We start from the raw sequence: 19914 nt of genomic DNA, 5'->3' as shown, positions 1-19914 counted from the left end.
ACACTGTGAACTGCGGCGCGTTACGAGCCGGGGATAAGGCTTAGCAGTTCGGTTGGAACGGGTAGCACCCGCGCGGGGGCGCGGCTGGTGGTGGGGCCTGAACCGGCGGCGCAGGTGGCGCGGGCTCAGCGGCCACGGGTGGTGGTGCAGGCTCTGGGCTGTCCTGCTGCACCGTTACCGGGGTGCGCGTTCCCCGAGGCTCGTCCTTCGAGTCGGTGGGAAGAAGCAGCCACGCGCCCAAGCAGATCGCCGCGACCACGGCCGCCGCCGCGATCAGGGGCCCAGCCCGCCCCGGCTTGTGTGGTTTGGAAATGGCAACCGGCACTGGAGGTTCGGGCTGGTAGCTGTCTATGGTGTCGCTGGGAACCCGCCCGAGATCACGCGGCGGCCGGGGGAACGCTGTCCGAGGCTCCAACGGTGTCGGCGGTGCTGCAGGTACAGCCTGAGGCTGCGGCGGGGGTGGCGGCGTGGGGATCAGGCGCAGCTGTGGTCGCGGATTCTCCCGCCGTGCCGGTGGGGCCTGCGGCGGGGAGATGGGTAGGGCGCGTTCGAGAGCAATGGGTGAGATGTCCGGCGGTAGAGGGATCTGCCCGCGCCGGATCTGCAGGTACCGCACTTCGATCTCGCCTTGGCGCTCGATGCGGAATCGGCCGGTGGGGTACCAGTCGTTGTAGGTGCCTTTGCCGCTGTGGTCACGGCCGCCGCACTCGCACACGCACTCCCACACCGTGTCCGGGCGAGCGGTCTGGCAACTGTGGGTGCACGTCATCGTCGGTGAGACCTGCAGTCGCATCTCGATCTCGCCGTACCGGTCGGCCATCGCCGCCGCCAAGGGCAGCAAGTGGTTGGCGCTGAGCTCCCAGACCTTGAGGTGGCCGTGAACGGCCGGTTTGATCGGTGCGCCCTTGCCCACGACCGCCCTGATCCAGGGTTTGTTCGAGGAGCCTTCGTAGGGCAGGTACACCCGCAGAGGACCGTTGGTGGCACGCTTGCGGGGCCCACCCAGCAGTACTGTCCGCTCCAACCACGGCCCTTCTGACACCCGCGATCCCCCTTCTGATCTCGGCAGCCGCAGAGTGATTCGCTGGCTGAGACTGATCGCAGGATCCAGTGTGAACTCCGGCACTGACAACATTCGCGACCTTTGCCCCGCATCGGACGCTTCCCGTTACGTCGAATCGTCTTGTGGCCAGGCCGAATCGGGCCGTTTCCTGATCTCCGAAATTGAGTGGAATCCGGCGGTAGCCGCGACAATCGCAAGATGGGCCTGGCGCTTGCGCCAGGCTGAGGAAGAGCTGGGCGGGCTGCTGAGGGGGCACGGATGGGAAGACGACGTAGTCGCCGCGGATCGGATGCGGCGGCGTTCATGTTCATGGCCGCCGTCGTCGCCGTGCTGGTGATCGCACCCAAGGTCGCGGAGATCGCCCAACGGCAAGCCTTGATACTCGCCTCTGTTGGGGTGTGTGCGTTGGTTGTCGCCGCGGGCGCCGTCGTGCTGGCGGTGCGGCATCGCCGCCAGGAGCGTGCTCGCGATGACGCACGGGTACTGGCAGCACTGCGACAGAACACGCTGAGCCCCGCCGAGTTCGAGGAGGCGCTGGCCGCGTTGTGTCGCCGTGATGGCTGCACCGATGTCCGGGGTGGTTGGCGGGTCCGGTGATCTGGGCGCCGATGTGATCGCGCGGGCACCGGATGGCCGCCGGATCGTGTTGCAGGCCAAGCGGTATCGCGACGGCCGCAGCGTGGGCAGCCAAGACGTGCAGCGCTTCGGCGGAACCGCGCACACCATCCACGGCGCCGACGTGGCGGCCGTGGTGACCACCGCGCATACATTCACCCGCAAGCACGCGCGTACGCGGTCAAGGCCGGATCCTGCTCATGCCAGCAAAAGCGCTGGCAGCGTGGGAATCCCAGACCGGGCCGACCCCCTGGAACTGAGCCCGAGAAACCGGCGGACTGTCAGGGACGATCCGCACCCTTGGCGAGCAGGGCGGCGCGCTCGTCAGGGGTGAGCCAGCGCAAGGCCAGCGCCGGCCAAGGGTGAGAACGGCAATCGATCCATTCGCTGGCTTGGGTCTGGCGTAGAAGGGCCTCTCGGAACAGGACTCGGTCGACGTCGGACATCGACTCCTCAGCTGCTCCGGTGTCGAATTCGCGCATCTTGTCCGCGCGGACGCTGATAGCCCAGGGGATTTGCGCTGGGGTGCCGGCGAGTTCCGGCCATCCAGCGGCGCGGGCCGCCTCGGCGTTGGCCGCGTTGATGCCATCGTGCGCGCTCATGTAGACGATGGTGCAGCAGGGCACTGACAGACATGCCTGTGTCGTCGTCATTCGGCTACGATCGAACTCCTTGGGTCGGTACGCGACCTTGAAGGGTGTCACAGCGGAGCCGAGAGACTAGAGCGAAGAGCGGCCGGGCTCAGACGAGCCTGGTCTAGAAGAGACCAGTAACTGTCTGCAGTACCCCGGGTGCGAAACGGCTCCGAACGCCCGGTTCGACCATCCAATTCGGGATGGCTGAACCAGCGACGCTATACCCACCTAACCCCGATGACGCTGTCCCCCAGATCGTTTGGGGTTCTTCATGTGTCCAGTTCTGTGCTCGATGTCATCACTGCCATCGTCGGAGTGGCCTGGCTTCCCTGGTAGCCGACCGCCTCCGACGCGACGCGGTCGAGCGTGGTGAAATTTCGACATGACGGAGTTCATTCAGCTCGAACAGAGGTGGACGGTAATTGGCCCCATCGGAGATGAGCCAGGGATGAGCTCTGTCGTCGAGGTTGAGCGAGACGGCGAGCGCGCAGTCGTCAAGAAGGTCCAGAAGATCCCGGGCGGGAACCGCGACCTCCTGGTGGAAGACATCCGCAACTGCCGCAACATCGTGCCCTTCGACGAGGTCGGGTCTACCGAATCTGAACTGCTGCTGCGGATGCCGAAGGCAGAGTGCTCACTTAATCAGTATCTGGCTGCAGAAGGTCAGCTCGGTGAGTCCGATGTCATCGCGGTCTTGACGGACGTGGCGACGGCACTGCTGGATATGGGTAGCGTGGTCGTTCACCGCGACATCAAGCCGCAGAACATCCTCCGATACCGCGGTGATTGGTGCCTGGCTGATTTCGGCATCGCCCGCTACGCCGAGGAAGCCACCGCCGCAGTCACCTACAAGGACCGTGGGACACAGCAGTGGACCGCGCCGGAACGCTTCGCCGGCCAGCGGGCCACGATAAAGTCCGATGTGTACTCGCTGGGCATCGTGGCATGCCAGCTGGTGACGGGAGAGCTTCCGTTCCCGGGGCCCGACTTCTACGAACAGCACCGTATGGCGCCCCCACCTCCGTTGACCGAGGCATCGCCCTTGCTCCGTTCGTTGATCCTCGCAATGTTGGCAAAAGCACCAGAGTTCCCGGCCCAGTCCAGCCGAGATCTTGAAGCGGCTCGACGCGGCGCGCCTGCGGTCGATGACCTTGTCCGGGTGGGCACCGTGGCTGTTCGACACCTACCCGATCGCACCGACCGACGCCGACGCGGTCTTCGGCAATTACGTGCGCGGGGACTCGGTGCACGACACTCGCCAGGCCCTGACCGCCGGCACCGTGGACCTGCCCGGTCGGACCGTACTCGCAGGTGTGTGGTTCCGGCTGCTGCGTATCCTCCTCGACGAGCTCAGCTTGGCGACGGCCACCCTCGGGCAGGCTGGCAGGCGCACCATCGGGCGAGTTTGGGATGCGGCTGGACTGCATGTGCGAGCAGGGATTTCGGTGTGGCGACCCTACGAACTCCTGCCATGGGACACGCAGGAGAAACTGCTGGCCGGCGCGGCCGCAGCGATCGCCCTGGCAGGCGAGGGCCGGATCATCGCCCGGGAAACCCTGGGCTCCCTGCTGGCCGAAACACCCCATGAACCGGTCTACGACGGCGACAACCACCACGTCGATTCTGTCGAACCCGTGCATGACTTCGCGGCCGCGGCGAAGCGGCGCTGCGCGCTGCCCAGGTCCAGCCCAGTGCGGCCGCACAGATGTTCCAGATGCTCACCTGGTACAGCACCACCCCGGAAGAGGTCACCGGTCACCGCGAATTGCTGATACGCCATGGCGTTCCGCCGGAATTCCTGCACCTGGAACCGTGACCGTTGTGGGGACGCTCGGTCACCGCTGACGTCGCCGCGGTGATCCTGGTCGAACCCCGAACTCGGCCGCGATCTGGGCAACGGTGTACCGGCGCTTACCGCGGTCATCGAGTTCGTCGTACATATGTCGAGCCAGCTGGACCTGCCGTGGACCGAGTTTGGGCTTCTGCCCACCGGTCCGGCCGCGCGCCCGAGCGGCCGCTAGGCCGTCGCGGGTGCGTTCGGCCTTACATCCTTGGCCTGCGAAAACATCCGACGCCGCAAGGTGTCTCGCGAACGTTCTTGAGCTCAAGTGGTCAATGCATCGCCGCGTGGATGATCATGTTGGGCGGAGGGTGTGGTGCGGGATTATGGGTTGTCGGCGGGTCAGCAAGATGAGGTGTGGCGGCAGTGGCGCGCTGGAGAGCCATTCAGCGTCATCGCGCGATCGGCTGGGGTGCCGGTGCATCATGTGCGACGGTTTCTGGCCCAGACCGGGGGCGTGCGACAGCCGCCGTTGCGGCGTCGCAGCGTGCATCTGAGCTTGGCCGAGCGTGAGGAGATCTCTCGTGGGCTGGCTGCGGGTTGCTCGGCACGTGCGATCGCCCGTCGATTGGGTCGTCGTTCGTCGACGATCTCTCGGGAGGTTTCCCGCCACGGCGGGCGGGAGAGCTATCGTGCAGCGGCTGCCGATGCCCAGGCGTATCAGAGCGCACGGCGGCCGAAACCGGCCAAGCTCGCGAGGGATTCGCGGCTGAGGGCGTTAGTGGAACAGAAGCTGATGATGCGGTGGTCTCCAGAACAGATCTCCGGGTGGCTGGCACGATGTTTCCCCAGTGACTCAAGCATGCGAGTCTCCCACGAGGCGATCTACTTGTCGCTGTTCGATCCGCGTCGCCGCAAAGCGATCGACCGCGGACTTACCCGTCAGCTGCGCAGCGGGCGGGTGATGCGCCATCCCAAACGCGCGCGGCGCCCCGACGGGCGAGGCGTGATCAAGGATCTGGTTCCGATCAGCGAGCGTCCGACCGAAGTCGAAAACCGTATGGTCGCCGGGCATTGGGAAGGCGATCTCGTCATGGGGTCACGGCCATCGGCGGTCGCGACACTGGTCGAGCGGACCAGTCGTTTCACTGCTTTGGTTGCGCTGCCAGACGGAATCAAGGCCGACCAGGTCACCCCGCATCTGACGCGCTACCTGCTCAGCCTCCCAGCACCGATGCGGCGCACCTTGACCTGGGACCGTGGCCGGGAGATCGCCGGCCACAAGACCATCACCGAGGCCACGAGCATGCCGATCTACCTGTGCAAGCCACGCAGCCCCTGGCAACGGGGCACAAACGAAAACACCAACCGGCTGCTGCGTCAGTATCTGCCGAAGAACGCCGATCTACGCCGGTTCAGCCAAGACGACCTCGACGCGATCGCCGACGAACTCAACAACCGGCCCCGTAAGATCCACGGCTATCGCAGCCCGGCGGAAATCTACGCTGAACACTGTGGCACTTCCCGCCGATAGTCATGTGCACAGCGAATGGTCCTGGGACACAGGAGGACCCGCCTCCGGCGCGGCCGGACGGATGGAACAAACCTGCGAACGCGCCATCGCGATCGGTCTGCCGACGGTGATCTTCACCGTGCACCTCGACTTCGACACTGCATGGCGCACTACCGTCGAAGACCTCATGCCCCACCAACGGCACCTCCTCGACCCCGGCGGCTACCTGCACCCTCCAGAATTCGATGTAGCTGGCTACCTCGACTGCATCGAGCGCTGCCGACATCGGTTCCCCAACCTGAGCATTCTCACCCGCGTCGAATTCGGCCAACCGCACCTGTTCCACGACCGGGCAGCCCAACTGCTGGACCTGGCGATGTTGGACCGCGTGAACGGCTCCCTGCACACCCTGCAAATCCGCGATGACCGCAGCGAACCCAACACCTTCGTATCTGGCCTGCCGATCAGGTGATGTGGGCTTACCTCGAGGAGATCCCCCGCGTCGTCGCAGGATCGGACTCGTTCGCGGTGTTTTGTCACATCGACTACGCCGTGCGTGCTTGGCCGACCGCGACGGCCGGCTCGTTCGACCCGCGCATGTTCGAGGATGGGTTCCGCACAGCGATGCGAGCGATCGCTGACAGCGGACGAGCGCTGGAGATCAACACTCGCCGGCTGCGACCCTGGATACCCCAATGGTGGGCCGAAGAAGGCGGTCGCGCAGTCACATTCGGCAGCGATGCACACCTACCCGAAGCGCTCGCCGACAACTTTCCCGAAGCCGTCGCGTTGGTCGAGCACTTCGGATTCCGCCCCGGACGCAAGCCTGAGGACTTCTGGACCCGTTAGAGTTCGCGTCGAACAGAGCAGACAGCGCTGACGCGGCGTCTGAGGTGCGGTGATGCACTGACCCTTTGAGCGCAGCTTCGTTACCGGACGCAAGAGCAACCAGGGGTTCCGGTCTGGTGCGCGCCTCAGAAGGAGTCACTCACATGCCGGGCATGGACGAACCCTCCGTCGCAGGACTTGAACTCCCCTAACTCATAGCGCTATTCAATCGATAGCGCTATATTCTTGTTAGCGCTCAACCACTTTGAGCGGCTACAACCTGAGTATTCATACGAGAGTTGGGCTATGACCACCACTACGGAGACGGCGTCAGCCATCGGTCCCTCTATACGAGATCTCGCCACCAACAGCGCGACTTGGACCATCCGGCAAGAGACGGTCGGCGAGTACCTGACCAGATTTGCCGTCTACGACCCGGCCACCCGGACGATCGCCCCGGGCAACATTCCCGATTCCGTGTACCAGCGGGCAAAGATCGAGATCGGCAAGAACGCGATCAAGAAGCGCATGCTTCGCGATCTCCTCAGAGGCGGTACGCTGCCCGCCGTCGTGATCGTCGAGGGCGAAGACGGCCGGTACGAGATCGCTGACGGACTCCAGCGCACCCATGTGCTCACCGTCGCCGCCGAGGGCCTGCTCGCCCTGGAACAAGGTGAGCAACCGAGCCGTGAGGTACGAACCCAGCTCAACGCGATGGCTGATCTGGGGCAGCAGCCTCTCGACCTCGACGCGTTCCTCGCCCGACCACTGATGGAGCAGGTATGGCACGACCTGGACAGCGACGAGAAGCTGCGTCTGTTCATGGTGCTCAACGTGGGGCAGCAGAAGGTCAGCCCGCGGCATCTGCTGGAAGTCGCACAGAGCGACGTACGAAATACCTTCGAGAGCTGGAACATCAAACTGCTGACCGAACGTGAGGAGAAGGAGACGCCGCGCCCTCGTGGCCGCCGGCCCAAGGACGCTCCAGCCGCACCAACGGAAGCCCGCTACAGATACGAGCTTCTCATCGACAGCCTTCAGGCATACGTCAGCAGTGACCCCCACATCAAGACCCGCAAGTTGGTGGAGGACGGCCCCAGCGAAAAGTTCGACACCCGGATTACCGAGGTCGGCAGCGAGGCGTGCCGCGACGACTTCAAGTGGGTGTGCCTGGAATTGAACCACCGGATCCAGGAGCGATACGAGGGACACCCCAAGTGGGAGATGGCCGTACAGGCCTCGGACAACTTCCTCATCCCACTGTTCGCGGCATTGGGCAAAGCGCGGGACGAAGCCGACACCGGATCAACAGTCCAACACCACCAACAGGAACTCCTTGAACTGTTCGACCAGCCTGGTGACGACCCACTGAACCTGATGTCCGGGCCCGACAGCCTCGAGGCGATCTACGAGACGATCCGCTCCAACATCGGACGCAAGCAACGGGCCATCGCCTACTTTGCATGGCGAAACTTCTTCTCGAAGGGCCCCTCCCGTGCCGACTACCCGCTCAACTGGCGTGATGCCGAGATCGGTTCCTGATTAGCCGCGTCACCGAACTGTAGGCCCCAGGGTCAGCCCAGCCGTTGGGCTGACCCTGATCGGCTTGTGCAGACGAGTTCGGAATTCTGTGCAGCCGACTGCGGACATCGACATCCCTGGTCGGCCTCGCCGCGAGTGTCTCAAAAACGTGTCGAAAACCATTGGTGTCTAACAAGTCTTGTCAGACCTTTCTCGTACAGTCCGGGCATGACCGACACCCTCGACCGGCCGCCCGCGCTCGTCCTCGACGGTGATGCTCTCGATCCGATCGGCGGGGGCGGCGCGCTCGTCGGCTATGGGCGAGTATCGACCAAGGGCCAGAACCTTGACCGGCAGATGCTCGCCCTGCGCGAGGCCGGTTGCCAGAAGATCTTCTCCGACAAGAAGTCCGGGAAGAATGTCGAGCGCGAGGAACTGTGGAAGTGCCTCGCTACCTCCGGCCCGGTGACACCCTGGTGGTGCCGTCGCTGGATCGGCTCGGCCGCTCGCTGCAGGATCTGATCTCGATTGTCGCCGGACTCCGCAAGCGCGGCATCGGATTCCGGTCTCTGTACGAAGCGCTCGACACCACCACCCCTGGCGGGCGGCTGGTGTTCCATGTGTTCGCCACGCTCGCCGAGTTCATCCGCGAGCTGATCGTCGACGGCACCAACGAGGGCTTGGCCGCCGCCCGCGGGCAGCGCCTGGGGCGGCCACCGGCCATGACCGGCGAGCAGATCCGCCAGGCCCGAGCCATCCTCACCCAGCCGGAAGAAACCGTCTGCTCGGTCGCAAGACTGCTTGGGGTTTCGCGGTCGACGATCTACAAGTACTTGCCCGAGTTGAGCAGTTCGGCGTCGTCCGACGGGATCAAGCCGCCGAACGGGCAGCAGATCAAGGCCTCGTCAAAGTGAGACGTAGATCACGCCTCACGAGTGCTGTTTTCGACGCCTCCAGTGCCTGAAGAGATATGGCACAGAAATATCCGGCAGAGGAGGTAGGGGTGGGCGGTGCGGGAGAAGGCACCCGGGTGACGGCGGACGATCCGAATCAAGAAGCCCCGGACACGGCGGCGGCGTCCGAGCCGGACAGGCTCCAAGTCTTGCGAGACGCGCTCGAGAAGTCGCCCGAAGCCCCAGCAGACGAATCCGTGGCACGGCAGATGAGTGCAATCGGGCCGACTCTCCAGAACCGCATACTCGGGTCACGGCTCGCCAGCAACAACCTCCTGCGACTGCAGAACACCCTGGCTGCAAGCCCGGCCTTCCAGGTCGGCGAGCAGGTGCAGCGCGCGATCAGCGGCAGCGTCGTTTCGACCATGCCCTTCAGGAACCTGATCGACGACAACGTATCCAGAACCACGGCGGCGCCTCTCGGACGACAGTCGGCTGTTCTCGGATTCGGCACCCCGTCCTTCAAGAGCCTCATCGACGACAGCGTGGCGACCACCGCGGCCGCCATCAGCCGACAGGCCTACGCCGGTGTCGGATTCGGCGGCACCGCCCCGACCTTCAAGGACCTGCTTGAGATAGACCCCCAGTTACACACGGTCTCGGCCTCATCGCCGCCATTCCTCCCATGAACAACCTGTTCGGCGGGTACGGGCGCAGCATCGCCGACACCATAGGCGCGCGACTGTTCCGGACCTCCGGCATCGGAATCCAGGCCGTCGACCAATGCGTGTTCAGCGACATCCCGATGCTCGACTCGATACGCGATGTCGCCGCACGGCTGATCCGTCATGTGCCAGGTCTGGCGAACCGCGCGGTGATCGGTGCCCGGTGGGCACGCGCTGCGATCCTGCGCGGCGACCCCGACTTCGAGGAGATCGTCAACGACTTCATCAGGTACTGGCTCGAGATCCGACGGATCACCCAAGCTGTACGCGAGGGCGCCGTCGAGGCATTGCTCGGCCCCTGGGACCAGATCGCCCCGGGCCAGCTGCTGAAGTTCCTTCGGGACAAGACACTTCAACTGGCGAAGCTCCAAAGGCCTATCTTCGAGTCGCGCCACCAGCACCAGCGCCAGCGCTTCTACATCGGCTCACTCGATGTCCCCACGCTTGAGTCAGACACCACCGAGCGAATGCGGCTGGCATCGCTGAACCCCACTCCGGAAGAGCTGCTCGTGGGGACACAGCTGGTCGATCCCCGGCTGCAGACGCTGTTCAGTGATCTCGACCCGGTCGAGCAGAATGTGGCCATACGACACTCCGAGGGCTGGACGTGGGCGGAAGCCGCGGCACTCAACGGGCAACCACCCGCTTACGGCGAGTCGGTACGCCGGAAGATCAAGCGTCGCATCGGTTGCACCCCGGCCGTTTACGGTGCGCGGCCATGAGTAGTGAAGTACCAGACCAGAACGACCCCTCAGCACCGCAGGAGACAAGATCCGTCCCGTGGTGGAGACGCAGCCGGGCCCTCGCGATCACCGTGGTGACAGCAGCGCTTGTCGGCGCGGCCGGCGAGGGCGGCGCCAAGCTCATCGACTGGTTGTTCAGCTGAACAGGATCGTGCCCGCCGAGGTAGTACAGGGCTATGCCTCCGGCACAGGCGCATTCCGGCCGCAACTCGGATAGCTACGCACTACCCTGATCGACATGAGGGAGCCGGGGGATTTCGATGCACTTGACGTAGCGCGCGAGCAGCTGCGCTACGCGATGATCATCAATCCTGGTGGACCGATGACTTTCGAAAACCGGCTGCAGCTGGGCCTGCTCGCAGCGCAGGTGGCCTTGGCCGAGAGGCTTCCGCTCCGGATCAACGGCACGACCGAGGTGTTGCGCGATGACGAAGACGAATTCGTGTGGGACGACGAGCTGATCGAGCAGGTTCTGCGCAACCTCGGGCCTGCCGGGCGGCGGTGGATTCGGGCCCTGGTCGCCGAAGGCGGTTCAGCGACCCCGGTCCGGATCAAGGAGATCACCGGCGCAAAAGCCCTGGGGGGCATGGTGACGACCATGCGCCGCGCCACGCATGGCATCAGCAGAGCAGTCCCGCCGCCGCGGTTGATCGAGACACGTAAATCCGACGATCCGCAGAATCCGGTGATCCTGGAGTACTACCTCGTCAAAGGCACCTTGCCGCTGATCGTCGCAGCCCTCGAACGGATCGATAACCCATAACCGCGTGGGGTGGTTCAGCAGGGTATGCCGACTAGAGCACCTAGCACGGCTCGCCGACCGGCCGATAGTGTCGGACCCACACCTCATACTGACGGTCATGGGGTATGAAGCCGTGCGGCCGCATTCTCGCAGGGGACGGATAGGCGGGAGTTACGTGCGCGGATCGGTCCGCTTCACCGACCGACCCGCGCGACGGCCGCGCTCCCGGTCCCCGTACTACCCCGGCTATAGCAGTGCCTCGCCCACGCCGATCCTGTGGGGTCTCGGGGTGCTCCTTGGTGGTGTGGTCCTGCTGCTGGTTGTGCTGACCCTCACCCACATGGTGTCCCCTGACAGACCGGCCGACACCGCCGTGGTGCCCTCGACCGTCGCGCCCGCGCGGACGACCGCCGCGCCGCAGACCTGCTTCCCATTCCAGACAACGCCCTGCTGACCCATCACGGTTACCCCGATCCAGCAGCGTTCCTGAAGGCCATTCTGCGCACCGTGCCTCAGGCCGTGGAGCCTGGAATCGGCAGGTTGCGCGGCCTCGCCATCGGAGACACATCGGACTGGAACTCGGCCACGACCGGACGCCGGTGATCGAAGCCGCGGCAGCCGAGTAGGTCATCTGTTGGCCAGTCGCCTTACGGGACAGCCCTGGTAGATGCGAGATTCCCGGCGCAGGCGGCTTCCAGCCCGTGCGGTTCGGACCTTGGAACTTCCGATCTGTCGATCTTTCGAAGATTCCCAAAGTGCTCCGCCCCATCGCGGCGATCGCGACTGATACGAGAGTTCACAACAGCGCATCATGACGACTGATACGAAAGTTCACACAGTAGTTCGAGATGACTGATGCGGAACTTGAAAAGATGTACAGGCACGCCTTACAGCAACGAACATCTTGCGAAATATTTCGTGGATGTTCGCTCATGCCAGTCATCACGAATTTCAAAAATGAAGACCGAATCATCAGATACGAAGACTGAAAAGTTTGCACGAAACCAATGACTGATACGAAAGAACAAAAATTTCGACCACAGCGAGTCTTCCCGAATTGAGAAGTCTTAGACTGGTACCGTGCTTCGTGCAACACTAGGTACATGGTGGTGCGCACCGTCGTCAGACTTGCGCGAACCCCACCAACAGAAGAAGGCCCCGCTCGCTGCATAGCAGCAAACGGGACCTCTTCTCCTGTCACGTGACTAGCCCTCGGAAGCGGACACGTGCAGGGACACCGACGCCAGTCTGTGGTCGATGCCGCCGCCTCCGGGTGGCACCCATGCTCAACGTATTACTTTGCCAGCGTCAATGATGTTGGCAGTGAACACACCCGCGCGTTTCGCGATGGCAATCAGGCCCACGAGCCTGCAGAGCGTATGCGGTCGTTCGCTGCGAAACGTCATCCGGTTTGCTCAAGGCGTCACTGCCAGCGATCCGTACCAGGAGATCGGCTTGTCGGTCATTGATCGGATCGCTCCGCCGCACCATGGGCACTGTGGTGCGCGCTCCATCGCTGAGATGTTTCGGAATCTACCCAACGAATTCTCTTCGCCCACTTTATCTGCGAGTCTACGAACAGACACCGACGAGCACACATCGCTGCTCGATCGACCTCATGCCGTCCCGCGCGGGATCGTCGGAAGCAGCCGACGCGACAAGGCATCGATATCCGCCAGCAGTGCTTCCCTGGGCTGGTTCAGGTCGATGGCGTGATAGCGCACCCGGATGTTCGCACGGGGGATAGTGTAGTCGCCCGATGACCGCGCACCGGCCGGGTGCACGATATGTCCCTCGTCTAGGCCGAGACCCACGCAATACGCGAGCATTTGATAGACGTCGGCCTTCGGCAGCTTGTCGACCTTGTACTTGGCGTCGACGATGAGGATCGGCCTGTTCCCAGCATAGGCAACGAGGTCTGGCTTGAGTTCGGCGCGCTCCCGGTCGGCAAGAAAGTGCTTGCCCATCGGGGCGATTTCGCAGCGGCCGCCGCGTTCGCGAATCGCCTCGCGCAGCGCGACGGTGACGAAATCCTGGAATACCGTGGACATTTGGAAGATGAATCCGTGAACCATGATCGGATCGCGCGGGGTGGTGGCACGTTCCACCGACAGGTCCCGCAGGACGAAACCGGCAAGTTTCAGCGCCTCTCGGTATCCCGCGTTACGTGGGGCTGGCCGCCAGGCGGGCACGGGGCGGTGCACTGGAACCGGCAGGACATTCACCCGACGAAGCTCACGGCCGATCCTCCGCAGATCCGCCGTGACCTTGTCGGGAAGCACGGCGGAGAACGACAGCAAGCGGTCACAGGCGGTACGCAATAGCCGGTTCTCGAGAAGGTCGAAGGTGCGTTCATCGGCCGAGATCTCGGCGGGCACCATCCGGTTCTGGTGTCTGTGCAGCTGCTCTGCCGCGCGCAGTCTGCCGCGCAGGATGACATCCGTGCGTTCGACCGCGCGATAGTCGCTGACAGGGCCTCGCCGCAGCACTATCGAGGCATAGCGCTGGAAGAGCACCGCCATCACCGGCACAAGGTCGGATTCCGTGCCCACCGGCACTTCCTCGTCGCGCCAGCCCCGGGGGTTGAGGACGTACCCGACGAGGAACAACAGCCTGGCCACAGGGATCTTCGGCGCAATGCGGAGTAAGACATCTGCTCCAGTCGCGGTGCGCACCAAGGCGGTACCCGCCTTGCCCGATGGCTTGAGCAGCCAGTGTCCGTGATTGTCCCGATCCGGCGTGATATCGACGATCTTCGACGCGGTGATCGCGTCGGCCTGGTCCTGATCCAGCGCGACGGACTTCGTCTCGTTCTCATCGAGGTCGATGGGGATCACGAGGCGGGCTCACCACCCGCCGTGGTGAGTCCGTCCCGCAATGCGTCCAGGCCGTACTCCCCCGGCACGTCGGTGCCATCCCCAGCGTGGAATTCGACCAGCAAAGGCAGGATTTTCGTGCGCCAGACACGGTCGATGCCGCCGTCGCGGTAAACGCTGTCCTTCATCAGGTAAGCGGGACCGACGCGGAAGTCGGGGTCGGGGATTCGCCGGTTCAGTTCGTCGAGCAGATTCGCCGCCTCCAGTTCCACCGCAGACGGCGTGGAGCCGCCGGCCCGCTGCTCGATCCAGCGGCGCAGCAGGCCGCGGGTCGGCTCTTCGGCGGGCGACAGTTCGAGGAAGGCGAAGCGGCGGCGAATGGCGGCGTCCAGGGAAGTGACGGAGCGGTCCACTGTGTTCATGGTCCCTATGATGAACAGGTTGTCGGGCAGCCAGAATTCCTGCGGCGAGTAGGTGAGCTTGACCTTTTCGTATCGGTATTCCAGCAGGAAATACAGCTCGCCGAAGACCTTCGCCAGGTGCGCTCGGTTGATCTCGTCGATGACGAGGAAGTAGGGCAGGTGGCGGTTCTCCGGTTTCGCGGCCTCATTGGCAAGCGTGCGCAGCGGACCATCGACGATCTTGAAGGTGGCCTCACCGGAGGTGCCCAGCTGGGGACGGAAACCTTCGAAGAAGTCCTCATACGAATACGACGGATGGAACTGAACGAACGTGACCCGCTCGGGACTGCCACCGAGAAAGTGGGCGATTTTGCGAGCCAGATAGGTCTTTCCGGTGCCAGGCGGACCGTACAGGATCACCTGCTTCTCCTCCCACAGGATCTCCCGGAGTTCCTGGGGCCAAGAGATGTCATGGACGAGCAGGTCATCCTTGGCGAACTGGGGCGTGATGACGGGGAGCTCCAGTGTGCGCTCGAGTTCCTTGCGGGTTTCCAGCACCACAATTTCGGCGCTGGCGTCATCGTCGGCGATCTCCGCCTCGAGTTCTTCGTCGGAGCGCCCCAGTCCGGCCAGCAGTGCGACGATGGGACTGAGATCGGCGACGTCGCCCCGAACTGAGATCCGGCGCTGGATCTCGTCGGGAAGCTCGGTGTACTCGAAGGGAAAGTCCTGCCAGTCGGCCGCACGCTGCAGATTGGCCTGCCCACCCTCCGAACGGGTTTGACGCGCGGGGCCGGTGATTTCGCCCAGGTAGAGGTTTCCCTCGGAGATGGTGCACACCGTGTCGCCGGGCTGCATCCGCGACCAGAAGTTGTAGAACTCCTCCAGGTACTGCTGCCGCTGGCTATAGGTCGAAGCGGAGCCATAGTCCTCATCGACATACTGCGACAGGCGTTCTCGGGGGATGTCGGGCTTGATGCCGTGGCGCAATAGGCTCGCGGGCAGGGTGACCAGATGTCTCGGCAGCCACATCCGGGTGAAAACATTGGACCCGGGCACGGCCGAGCTGCGGACGAACCAGGCGCTGCCGGGGATGCGGTCCTGGCCCAGGAATTCGCCCAGGGTACGCCCGTCGCCGTCCACCCACTCGGTCCAGCCGTTGGCCTTGCGGCCGAGCACGATCGAGGCCGCCTCGGAGGGGGAATAGCACTCGATGTCTTCCGCGGCCTCCAAATAACCTGGGTACCGACGGGATTCGACGATCGTCCCGTTCTCGATAAGCTCTTGCCGCCGCCGGTATTGGCTCCTGCCGCGGGTCGGAAAGGATGGCACCACATCCTGGCGGACCGGCGACCCCTCGCGGACGACGAACATTTTGCTGTAGTTCTCGCCACGCGCATCTAACAGCCGACCCTGTGCCTGCGGCCCCTTGCGCGGCAGGGTGAGCCGGTAGTCGCCGGATCCGTCGAGCATCTACCGATCCTCGCTTTCACTCCCGCTGGCCGCCGGGGTATGGCGTGGACCGTGACCCGGCAACGGGCTCAGTGGCGAGGTGTAATTCTCGCCGTCGATCACGGGCCTGTCCAGGTCAAGACCAGCCATCGCCATGCGGTCGTACTCGGTGAGCACCAGCTCCCAGGTGCGGTATCGGCCGAAGCGAGCAATCTCGTTGTGCTTCAACCCGCCTGTCTCGGTCTGAAAAGTATCCAGGATGTACTCCACGTCGGGGCGGGCGACACCGTAGAGCTGAAAGAAGAAGGCGTCGAGTTCGGCGCGGATCTGGGCGCGGCGGTCGATGTCCCATATGAATGGGCCGAGATCGGTGGGATTGCCGAGGTCGCGGGCCAGGCCAGACATGTCGTGGGCGGTATAGGTGAGCTCTAGGACACGGGGGATGAGGAAGGGGAGGTGAGGCTTCAGCATGGCGGGGGTCGGGACAGGGAGTTGCTTCCATAAGAAGAGGTACATGTGGGTACCTGGAACCTTCTGACGTGCAACGTAATCGAAGACCAGTGAACTCTGTGCCGCAATCAAGGCGGCTGTCGCGTCGGGCTCCGCTCGAGGGAACATTAGGGGGAACGTATGCCCTACCGCACTGCGCGGTATGAACGCTGGAATTGCGGTGCGCTCGTTGGTCGCGGAGGTGACATCGCACCAGCCGCACAGCCAGTCCCTGTCCCAACGCAATGCCTGGAGGCGAAGGTCGACTCCTGGAATGTCGACCTCCTTGTTCTTTCGAACGGTGGCTATGGTTTCGGATTCCTGGATCCAGCTCAACGGCAGCGCGCTGCGATGGGGATCACGCAGATCACCGTTGGTGATGTAACGGGGTTGATTCTGCCGGTTGACCGCAGTTTCGCTCTTGACGACGTCGGCAGCCCGATGATTGAAGAAGTCGACCATCTTCGCCTCGTACAACGGCAGCATTCGCTGACCATCCTTTTCGAATACGGCTCCCCGCAACCGCCAGCCCTCCCCCTCCAGATGCTCACGCGTGCGGAATAGGTCGGAATCATCGGTCATGTCGAACAGCCGCTTCGGCGTGATGTGCCAAGAGTTTCCGCCGACGGCGCTCTCATTCCACAGCACCGGAATGCGGCGCTGAATGGCTGCGGTGAGGTCGGCATCCCGTCGGGTCCGGAAGACTGGCAAGGTCCCGGTATTGGGATTGATCAGCGTTACCTCGTCCGGTTCCAAAGTGAACACCCGCTCCGGATCCTCGAGATCGACCACATCGTGCAGCAGACAGGCGAACTCGGCCTGCGGTTCATGCGACTGCCGCCCGGTCAACGAAAGCAGGCAGAACCGGTAGCTGGCGTGGACATCGAACAACTTCTTCCGGTTCTCGAAGTCGTACAGAAGCCGAATCACCCCCCGCCGGGTAAAGTCCCGGAACAGATACTGACCGCCCGACCCGGTCGCGATGGCCGTGGGGATGACGCACCCAATGCGACCCTGCGGCGCGGTGATCGTCGCAAATAGCTCGGCGAACAGCTGGTCTTTCTGCAGTGAGTTGACACCGTCGATGGTCAGGCCCTTGGCGCAGAGCGGGAAGACACCCGAATCCGCCGCGAAATGAAAAGTCGCCTTCACCCCCCGCCGCTCACGCCGATAGTGTTGAGCGGCAACCGCATTGGCCTCCTCGGCCTCCCACGCCGCAATGGCGGCCCGCCGCGCCGCCCCGGCCTTGGCCGCAAGCGCCGGCTCGCGGTGCTCGAAGTACTTCTTGTCTTCGAAATCGATCTTGTCCCAGGGCGGATTGGCCAGCACGCAGGAGAATCCCCCCGACCAGCCGGTGGCGGTGTCCACATCCGGCCCACCGGGTTCCTCGCCCACGATGAAGATCTCCGGAAACTCCAAGTGCCAGTGGAAGAATCGGAATTCTTCTTGCTGCGCCAGATCGTCAATCATGGCGTGCACGTCGGCTGTCGCGGCAGCGCCGTCGCGGTTCTGCAATCCCCGGAACACCTCCTGGGTGATCGGGGTGGGCGCGACGCCAGTCTTGGGCCAGACAATGGCCGCACACCAGGCGTCAGCGACGCGGAGGGCATGCCGGTATTCCGGAGACGCCGCCCACTCGCGGTATTCGGCGGCCTGGCGACGCACGTCGGCCAGTTCGTCGGCGGGTGCGGTGGCGATGCGGAGCAGCCCGGTGGCGAAGTCCGCGTTCGCGACCGGGCCGGCGGCGCTGCGGGCGAACAGGCTCAGCTGGTTGAGCCGTTCGGAATCATTCTGCCGCGCAAAGGCATCCGCGACCTTCTGCTCGTCGCCCTCGACGAATTTGAAGGCTCGGTTCGGTATTCCGTCGCGCAGCAGTGCGGGCGTCGCGCCGATCAGCGCGTTGCCGTGCTTGATATGGGCGTCCAGAAAGCTCAGCGGCTTGCCCGCCTCCATCGACTCCAGCCACAGCGACACCTTCGCCAGCTCGACCGCCATCGGATTCAAATCCACTCCGTACAGGCAGCGCGCCACCACCTCGTGCATGGCGTGCCGGACCGAGTCCAGCGTAGGTTCCGGATTGCCTTCCCGCACGGCCGCAACCCGTTTGGCGATCCGCCGTCCCGCGGCCACCAGGAAATGCCCCGAACCACACGCGGGGTCGCAGACGGTCAGCGAAAGCAGCTCCGCCGCAATGTGTTCGGTCGCATCCGCGGAACTGCCCGCGGCAGCGCGCTGCTCCCCGCGCTTCTGCGCCTCGGCAATAAGCGGGTCGAGGGCGGAGTCGAGCAGGGTTTCGATCAGCGAGCTCGGCGTGTAGTAGGAGCCCGTCTTCTTGCGCTGGTTGCCCTGGGTGTTGACCAGCTCGAAGACGCGGTCCACGATGCTGATCCGCGGTTCGTCCTCGAGCAGGGACTCGTACACCGAGCCGAGCTCCTCGCTGTCCATATTGCGGTAGTCCACCGGTCGCCAGCGGGCGGTGGCCGGGTCTTTGATCCGGGCCAAGTGCCGGATCGCGGTCAGCAGAGCTTCGTTGGTCAGCGCGAGCGGATGCAATAGGCGATCGGCGGGGGTGTCGTCGAAAAGTCCGCCGAGGCCAGGCAGCCCCAGCTCGGACAGACCGGCCTCCGCGCCCAGCCCTTCGAGCACTAGGCGCAGCGCCTGGTGCAGGTCCTTGTGCGAAGTCCCGGTGCGGCGGGTAGCGATCCGCCGCAGCCGATCGGTGGAGAAGTACGCCTCGTAGCGCCGCCGGGCCTCGGCGGATGCGTCTGGGGCATGCAGCACGCCGCGGTCCTCGATCACGAACAAGAAGATGAGCCGGTACACCAGACGCAGCAGTCCCGCGTGGAACAACCGCACATCTAGACCGCCGGTGCGCAACTGCGAATTCTCTTCCAGATAACCGGATCCGAGCGTTTTGATTGCCGCTTCGACGCCGTCGCGCAGATGGTCGAGCGCCCGCGCGCCCGCGGCGATGGCCTCCAGCCGCCACAGTTCGAGCCAGCACTGCGTGGGTGAAGCGCTCGTCGGCACGGCGAACCGGGATACCTGCAACAGGCGATACAGCAGCACGAATTCGCTGACCAGCTCGCCGTCGAAGATGGCTTCGAGATCGAACTCCACATAGGCGGCCGAGGCCAGCGCGCTGGAATCCCGCAGTAAGCGGATCTGACGGCCGTTGGACAGCACCGCCCACAGCTGGTGTTCGGTACGGTTCACGCATTCCTGCACCATGGACTGCGGCCGAATCCCTGAGAGACCGGGTTTGTCCAGTGACGCATTCCATGCGACGAGATGGATCGGAACATTGTTCCACCGGTGGCTGATCGGGAAGACAGTGGTGCCGTCGTCGGACCGGATCCCGTCCGGTCCGAGCGGCGTCAGCCGACCGAATCCGAGCTCGGCGAATAGCGGTTCCAGCCATTGGGACACTGCCAGACCGGTGGGATCGGTGGGCAGCTCGGTTTCGGGTGAGAGCGGCAAATTCTCCCGTAGTTCCCGCCACACCGACTTGAGATAGTTCCAGTGCCGTTCGGCCTCGGCGTGCACCGACCGCACACCGGCCACGCCGTAATCGGCTGGAGCACGGCCGGTTACGTCCTTGCCGTCGCGGGCAATGCGGCGCAGCATCTCGGGTGGAAGCAGGCCGCCGACAACCTGAACACTGGTCAGGTCCTGGGTTCGCAAGGGGGCCGACATGG

17 protein-coding genes and 2 pseudogenes are annotated in these 19914 nt (G+C 64.2%); 14 read left to right on the top strand and 5 right to left on the bottom strand.

Translation table 11 applies throughout. The features are described 5' to 3' along the window. Nucleotides 1-40: 40 nt before the first annotated feature. The gene (locus ABZ293_RS13385; RefSeq protein ID WP_355180260.1) at nt 41-1042 is read right to left on the bottom strand and encodes a hypothetical protein; all 1002 of its coding nucleotides are present in this window, start codon (nt 1040-1042) and stop codon (nt 41-43) included. A 279-nt stretch (nt 1043-1321) separates the two neighbouring features. On the opposite strand from ABZ293_RS13385, the gene ABZ293_RS13380 reads away from it, so the two are divergent. Then, nucleotides 1322-1660 (top strand): hypothetical protein, encoded by a 339-nt coding sequence (locus ABZ293_RS13380; RefSeq protein ID WP_355180258.1) that lies wholly within the window; start codon nt 1322-1324, stop codon nt 1658-1660. Beyond that, the gene (locus tag ABZ293_RS13375) at nt 1620-2012 is read left to right on the top strand and encodes a restriction endonuclease (RefSeq protein WP_355180256.1); all 393 of its coding nucleotides are present in this window, start codon (nt 1620-1622) and stop codon (nt 2010-2012) included. The genes ABZ293_RS13380 and ABZ293_RS13375 overlap by 41 nt, the downstream gene beginning before the upstream one ends. On the opposite strand, the gene ABZ293_RS13370 is transcribed toward ABZ293_RS13375, so the two are convergent. Then, nucleotides 1960-2280 carry a hypothetical protein gene (locus tag ABZ293_RS13370; RefSeq protein ID WP_355180254.1) on the bottom strand — a complete coding sequence of 107 codons (321 nt, stop codon included), beginning with the start codon at nt 2278-2280 and terminating at the stop codon, nt 1960-1962. The genes ABZ293_RS13375 and ABZ293_RS13370 overlap by 53 nt on opposite strands. 415 nt (nt 2281-2695) lie before the next feature. Between ABZ293_RS13370 and ABZ293_RS13365 the strand changes: the two are divergent. The 12 genes and pseudogenes from ABZ293_RS13365 to ABZ293_RS13310 form a co-directional block, all read left to right on the top strand. Then, a pseudogene (locus tag ABZ293_RS13365) lies at nt 2696-3334 on the top strand (serine/threonine-protein kinase); the annotation flags it as partial. Between the two features lie 124 nt (nt 3335-3458). Further along, nucleotides 3459-4085, top strand: coding sequence for a hypothetical protein (locus tag ABZ293_RS13360; RefSeq protein ID WP_355180384.1), 627 nt, complete (start codon nt 3459-3461; stop codon nt 4083-4085). Nucleotides 4086-4640: 555 nt separating this feature from the next. Next, a complete protein-coding gene (locus ABZ293_RS13355) occupies nt 4641-5627 on the top strand; it encodes an IS30 family transposase (RefSeq protein ID WP_355180252.1) in 987 nt (328 codons plus the stop codon). After that, nucleotides 5608-6078 (top strand): hypothetical protein, encoded by a 471-nt coding sequence (locus tag ABZ293_RS13350; protein ID WP_355180250.1) that lies wholly within the window; start codon nt 5608-5610, stop codon nt 6076-6078. Before ABZ293_RS13355 ends, ABZ293_RS13350 begins: the two co-directional genes overlap by 20 nt. 662 nt (nt 6079-6740) lie before the next feature. Further along, on the top strand, nt 6741-7976 hold the full coding sequence (locus tag ABZ293_RS13345) for a DUF262 domain-containing protein (protein WP_355180248.1): 1236 nt from the start codon (nt 6741-6743) through the stop codon (nt 7974-7976). A gap of 207 nt (nt 7977-8183) precedes the next feature. Beyond that, a pseudogene (locus tag ABZ293_RS13340) lies at nt 8184-8593 on the top strand (recombinase family protein); the annotation flags it as partial. A gap of 84 nt (nt 8594-8677) precedes the next feature. Next, on the top strand, nt 8678-8869 hold the full coding sequence (locus ABZ293_RS13335) for a helix-turn-helix domain-containing protein (RefSeq protein ID WP_355180374.1): 192 nt from the start codon (nt 8678-8680) through the stop codon (nt 8867-8869). 56 nt (nt 8870-8925) lie between these two features. After that, the gene (locus tag ABZ293_RS13330) at nt 8926-9537 is read left to right on the top strand and encodes a hypothetical protein (RefSeq protein WP_355180246.1); all 612 of its coding nucleotides are present in this window, start codon (nt 8926-8928) and stop codon (nt 9535-9537) included. Next, a complete protein-coding gene (locus tag ABZ293_RS13325; RefSeq protein WP_355180244.1) occupies nt 9534-10295 on the top strand; it encodes a hypothetical protein in 762 nt (253 codons plus the stop codon). Before ABZ293_RS13330 ends, ABZ293_RS13325 begins: the two co-directional genes overlap by 4 nt. Continuing rightward, a complete protein-coding gene (locus ABZ293_RS13320; RefSeq protein WP_355180242.1) occupies nt 10292-10459 on the top strand; it encodes a hypothetical protein in 168 nt (55 codons plus the stop codon). The genes ABZ293_RS13325 and ABZ293_RS13320 overlap by 4 nt, the downstream gene beginning before the upstream one ends. 95 nt (nt 10460-10554) lie before the next feature. After that, complete coding sequence (locus ABZ293_RS13315; protein ID WP_355180241.1) at nt 10555-11079, top strand: hypothetical protein; 525 nt, start codon at nt 10555-10557, stop codon at nt 11077-11079. 97 nt (nt 11080-11176) lie between these two features. Beyond that, entirely contained in the window at nt 11177-11512 is a 336-nt protein-coding gene (locus ABZ293_RS13310) for a hypothetical protein (protein ID WP_355180239.1), read from the top strand. 1162 nt (nt 11513-12674) lie between these two features. Here ABZ293_RS13310 and ABZ293_RS13305 read toward each other — a convergent pair. The 3 genes from ABZ293_RS13305 to ABZ293_RS13295 are packed head-to-tail and all read right to left on the bottom strand — an operon-like array spanning nt 12675 to nt 19912. Further along, nucleotides 12675-13895 carry a hypothetical protein gene (locus ABZ293_RS13305; RefSeq protein ID WP_355180237.1) on the bottom strand — a complete coding sequence of 407 codons (1221 nt, stop codon included), beginning with the start codon at nt 13893-13895 and terminating at the stop codon, nt 12675-12677. Next, nucleotides 13892-15748 (bottom strand): DUF4357 domain-containing protein, encoded by a 1857-nt coding sequence (locus tag ABZ293_RS13300; RefSeq protein WP_355180235.1) that lies wholly within the window; start codon nt 15746-15748, stop codon nt 13892-13894. Before ABZ293_RS13300 ends, ABZ293_RS13305 begins: the two co-directional genes overlap by 4 nt. Then, nucleotides 15749-19912: a DNA methyltransferase gene (locus ABZ293_RS13295; protein WP_355180233.1), complete on the bottom strand. Its 4164-nt coding sequence runs from the start codon at nt 19910-19912 to the stop codon at nt 15749-15751. Between the last annotated feature and the right edge of the window lie 2 nt (nt 19913-19914).

The organism is Nocardia sp. NPDC005998, from assembly GCF_040614395.1.
Lineage (GTDB): Bacteria > Actinomycetota > Actinomycetes > Mycobacteriales > Mycobacteriaceae > Nocardia.
This window is presented reverse-complemented; position numbering and strand designations above follow the sequence as displayed.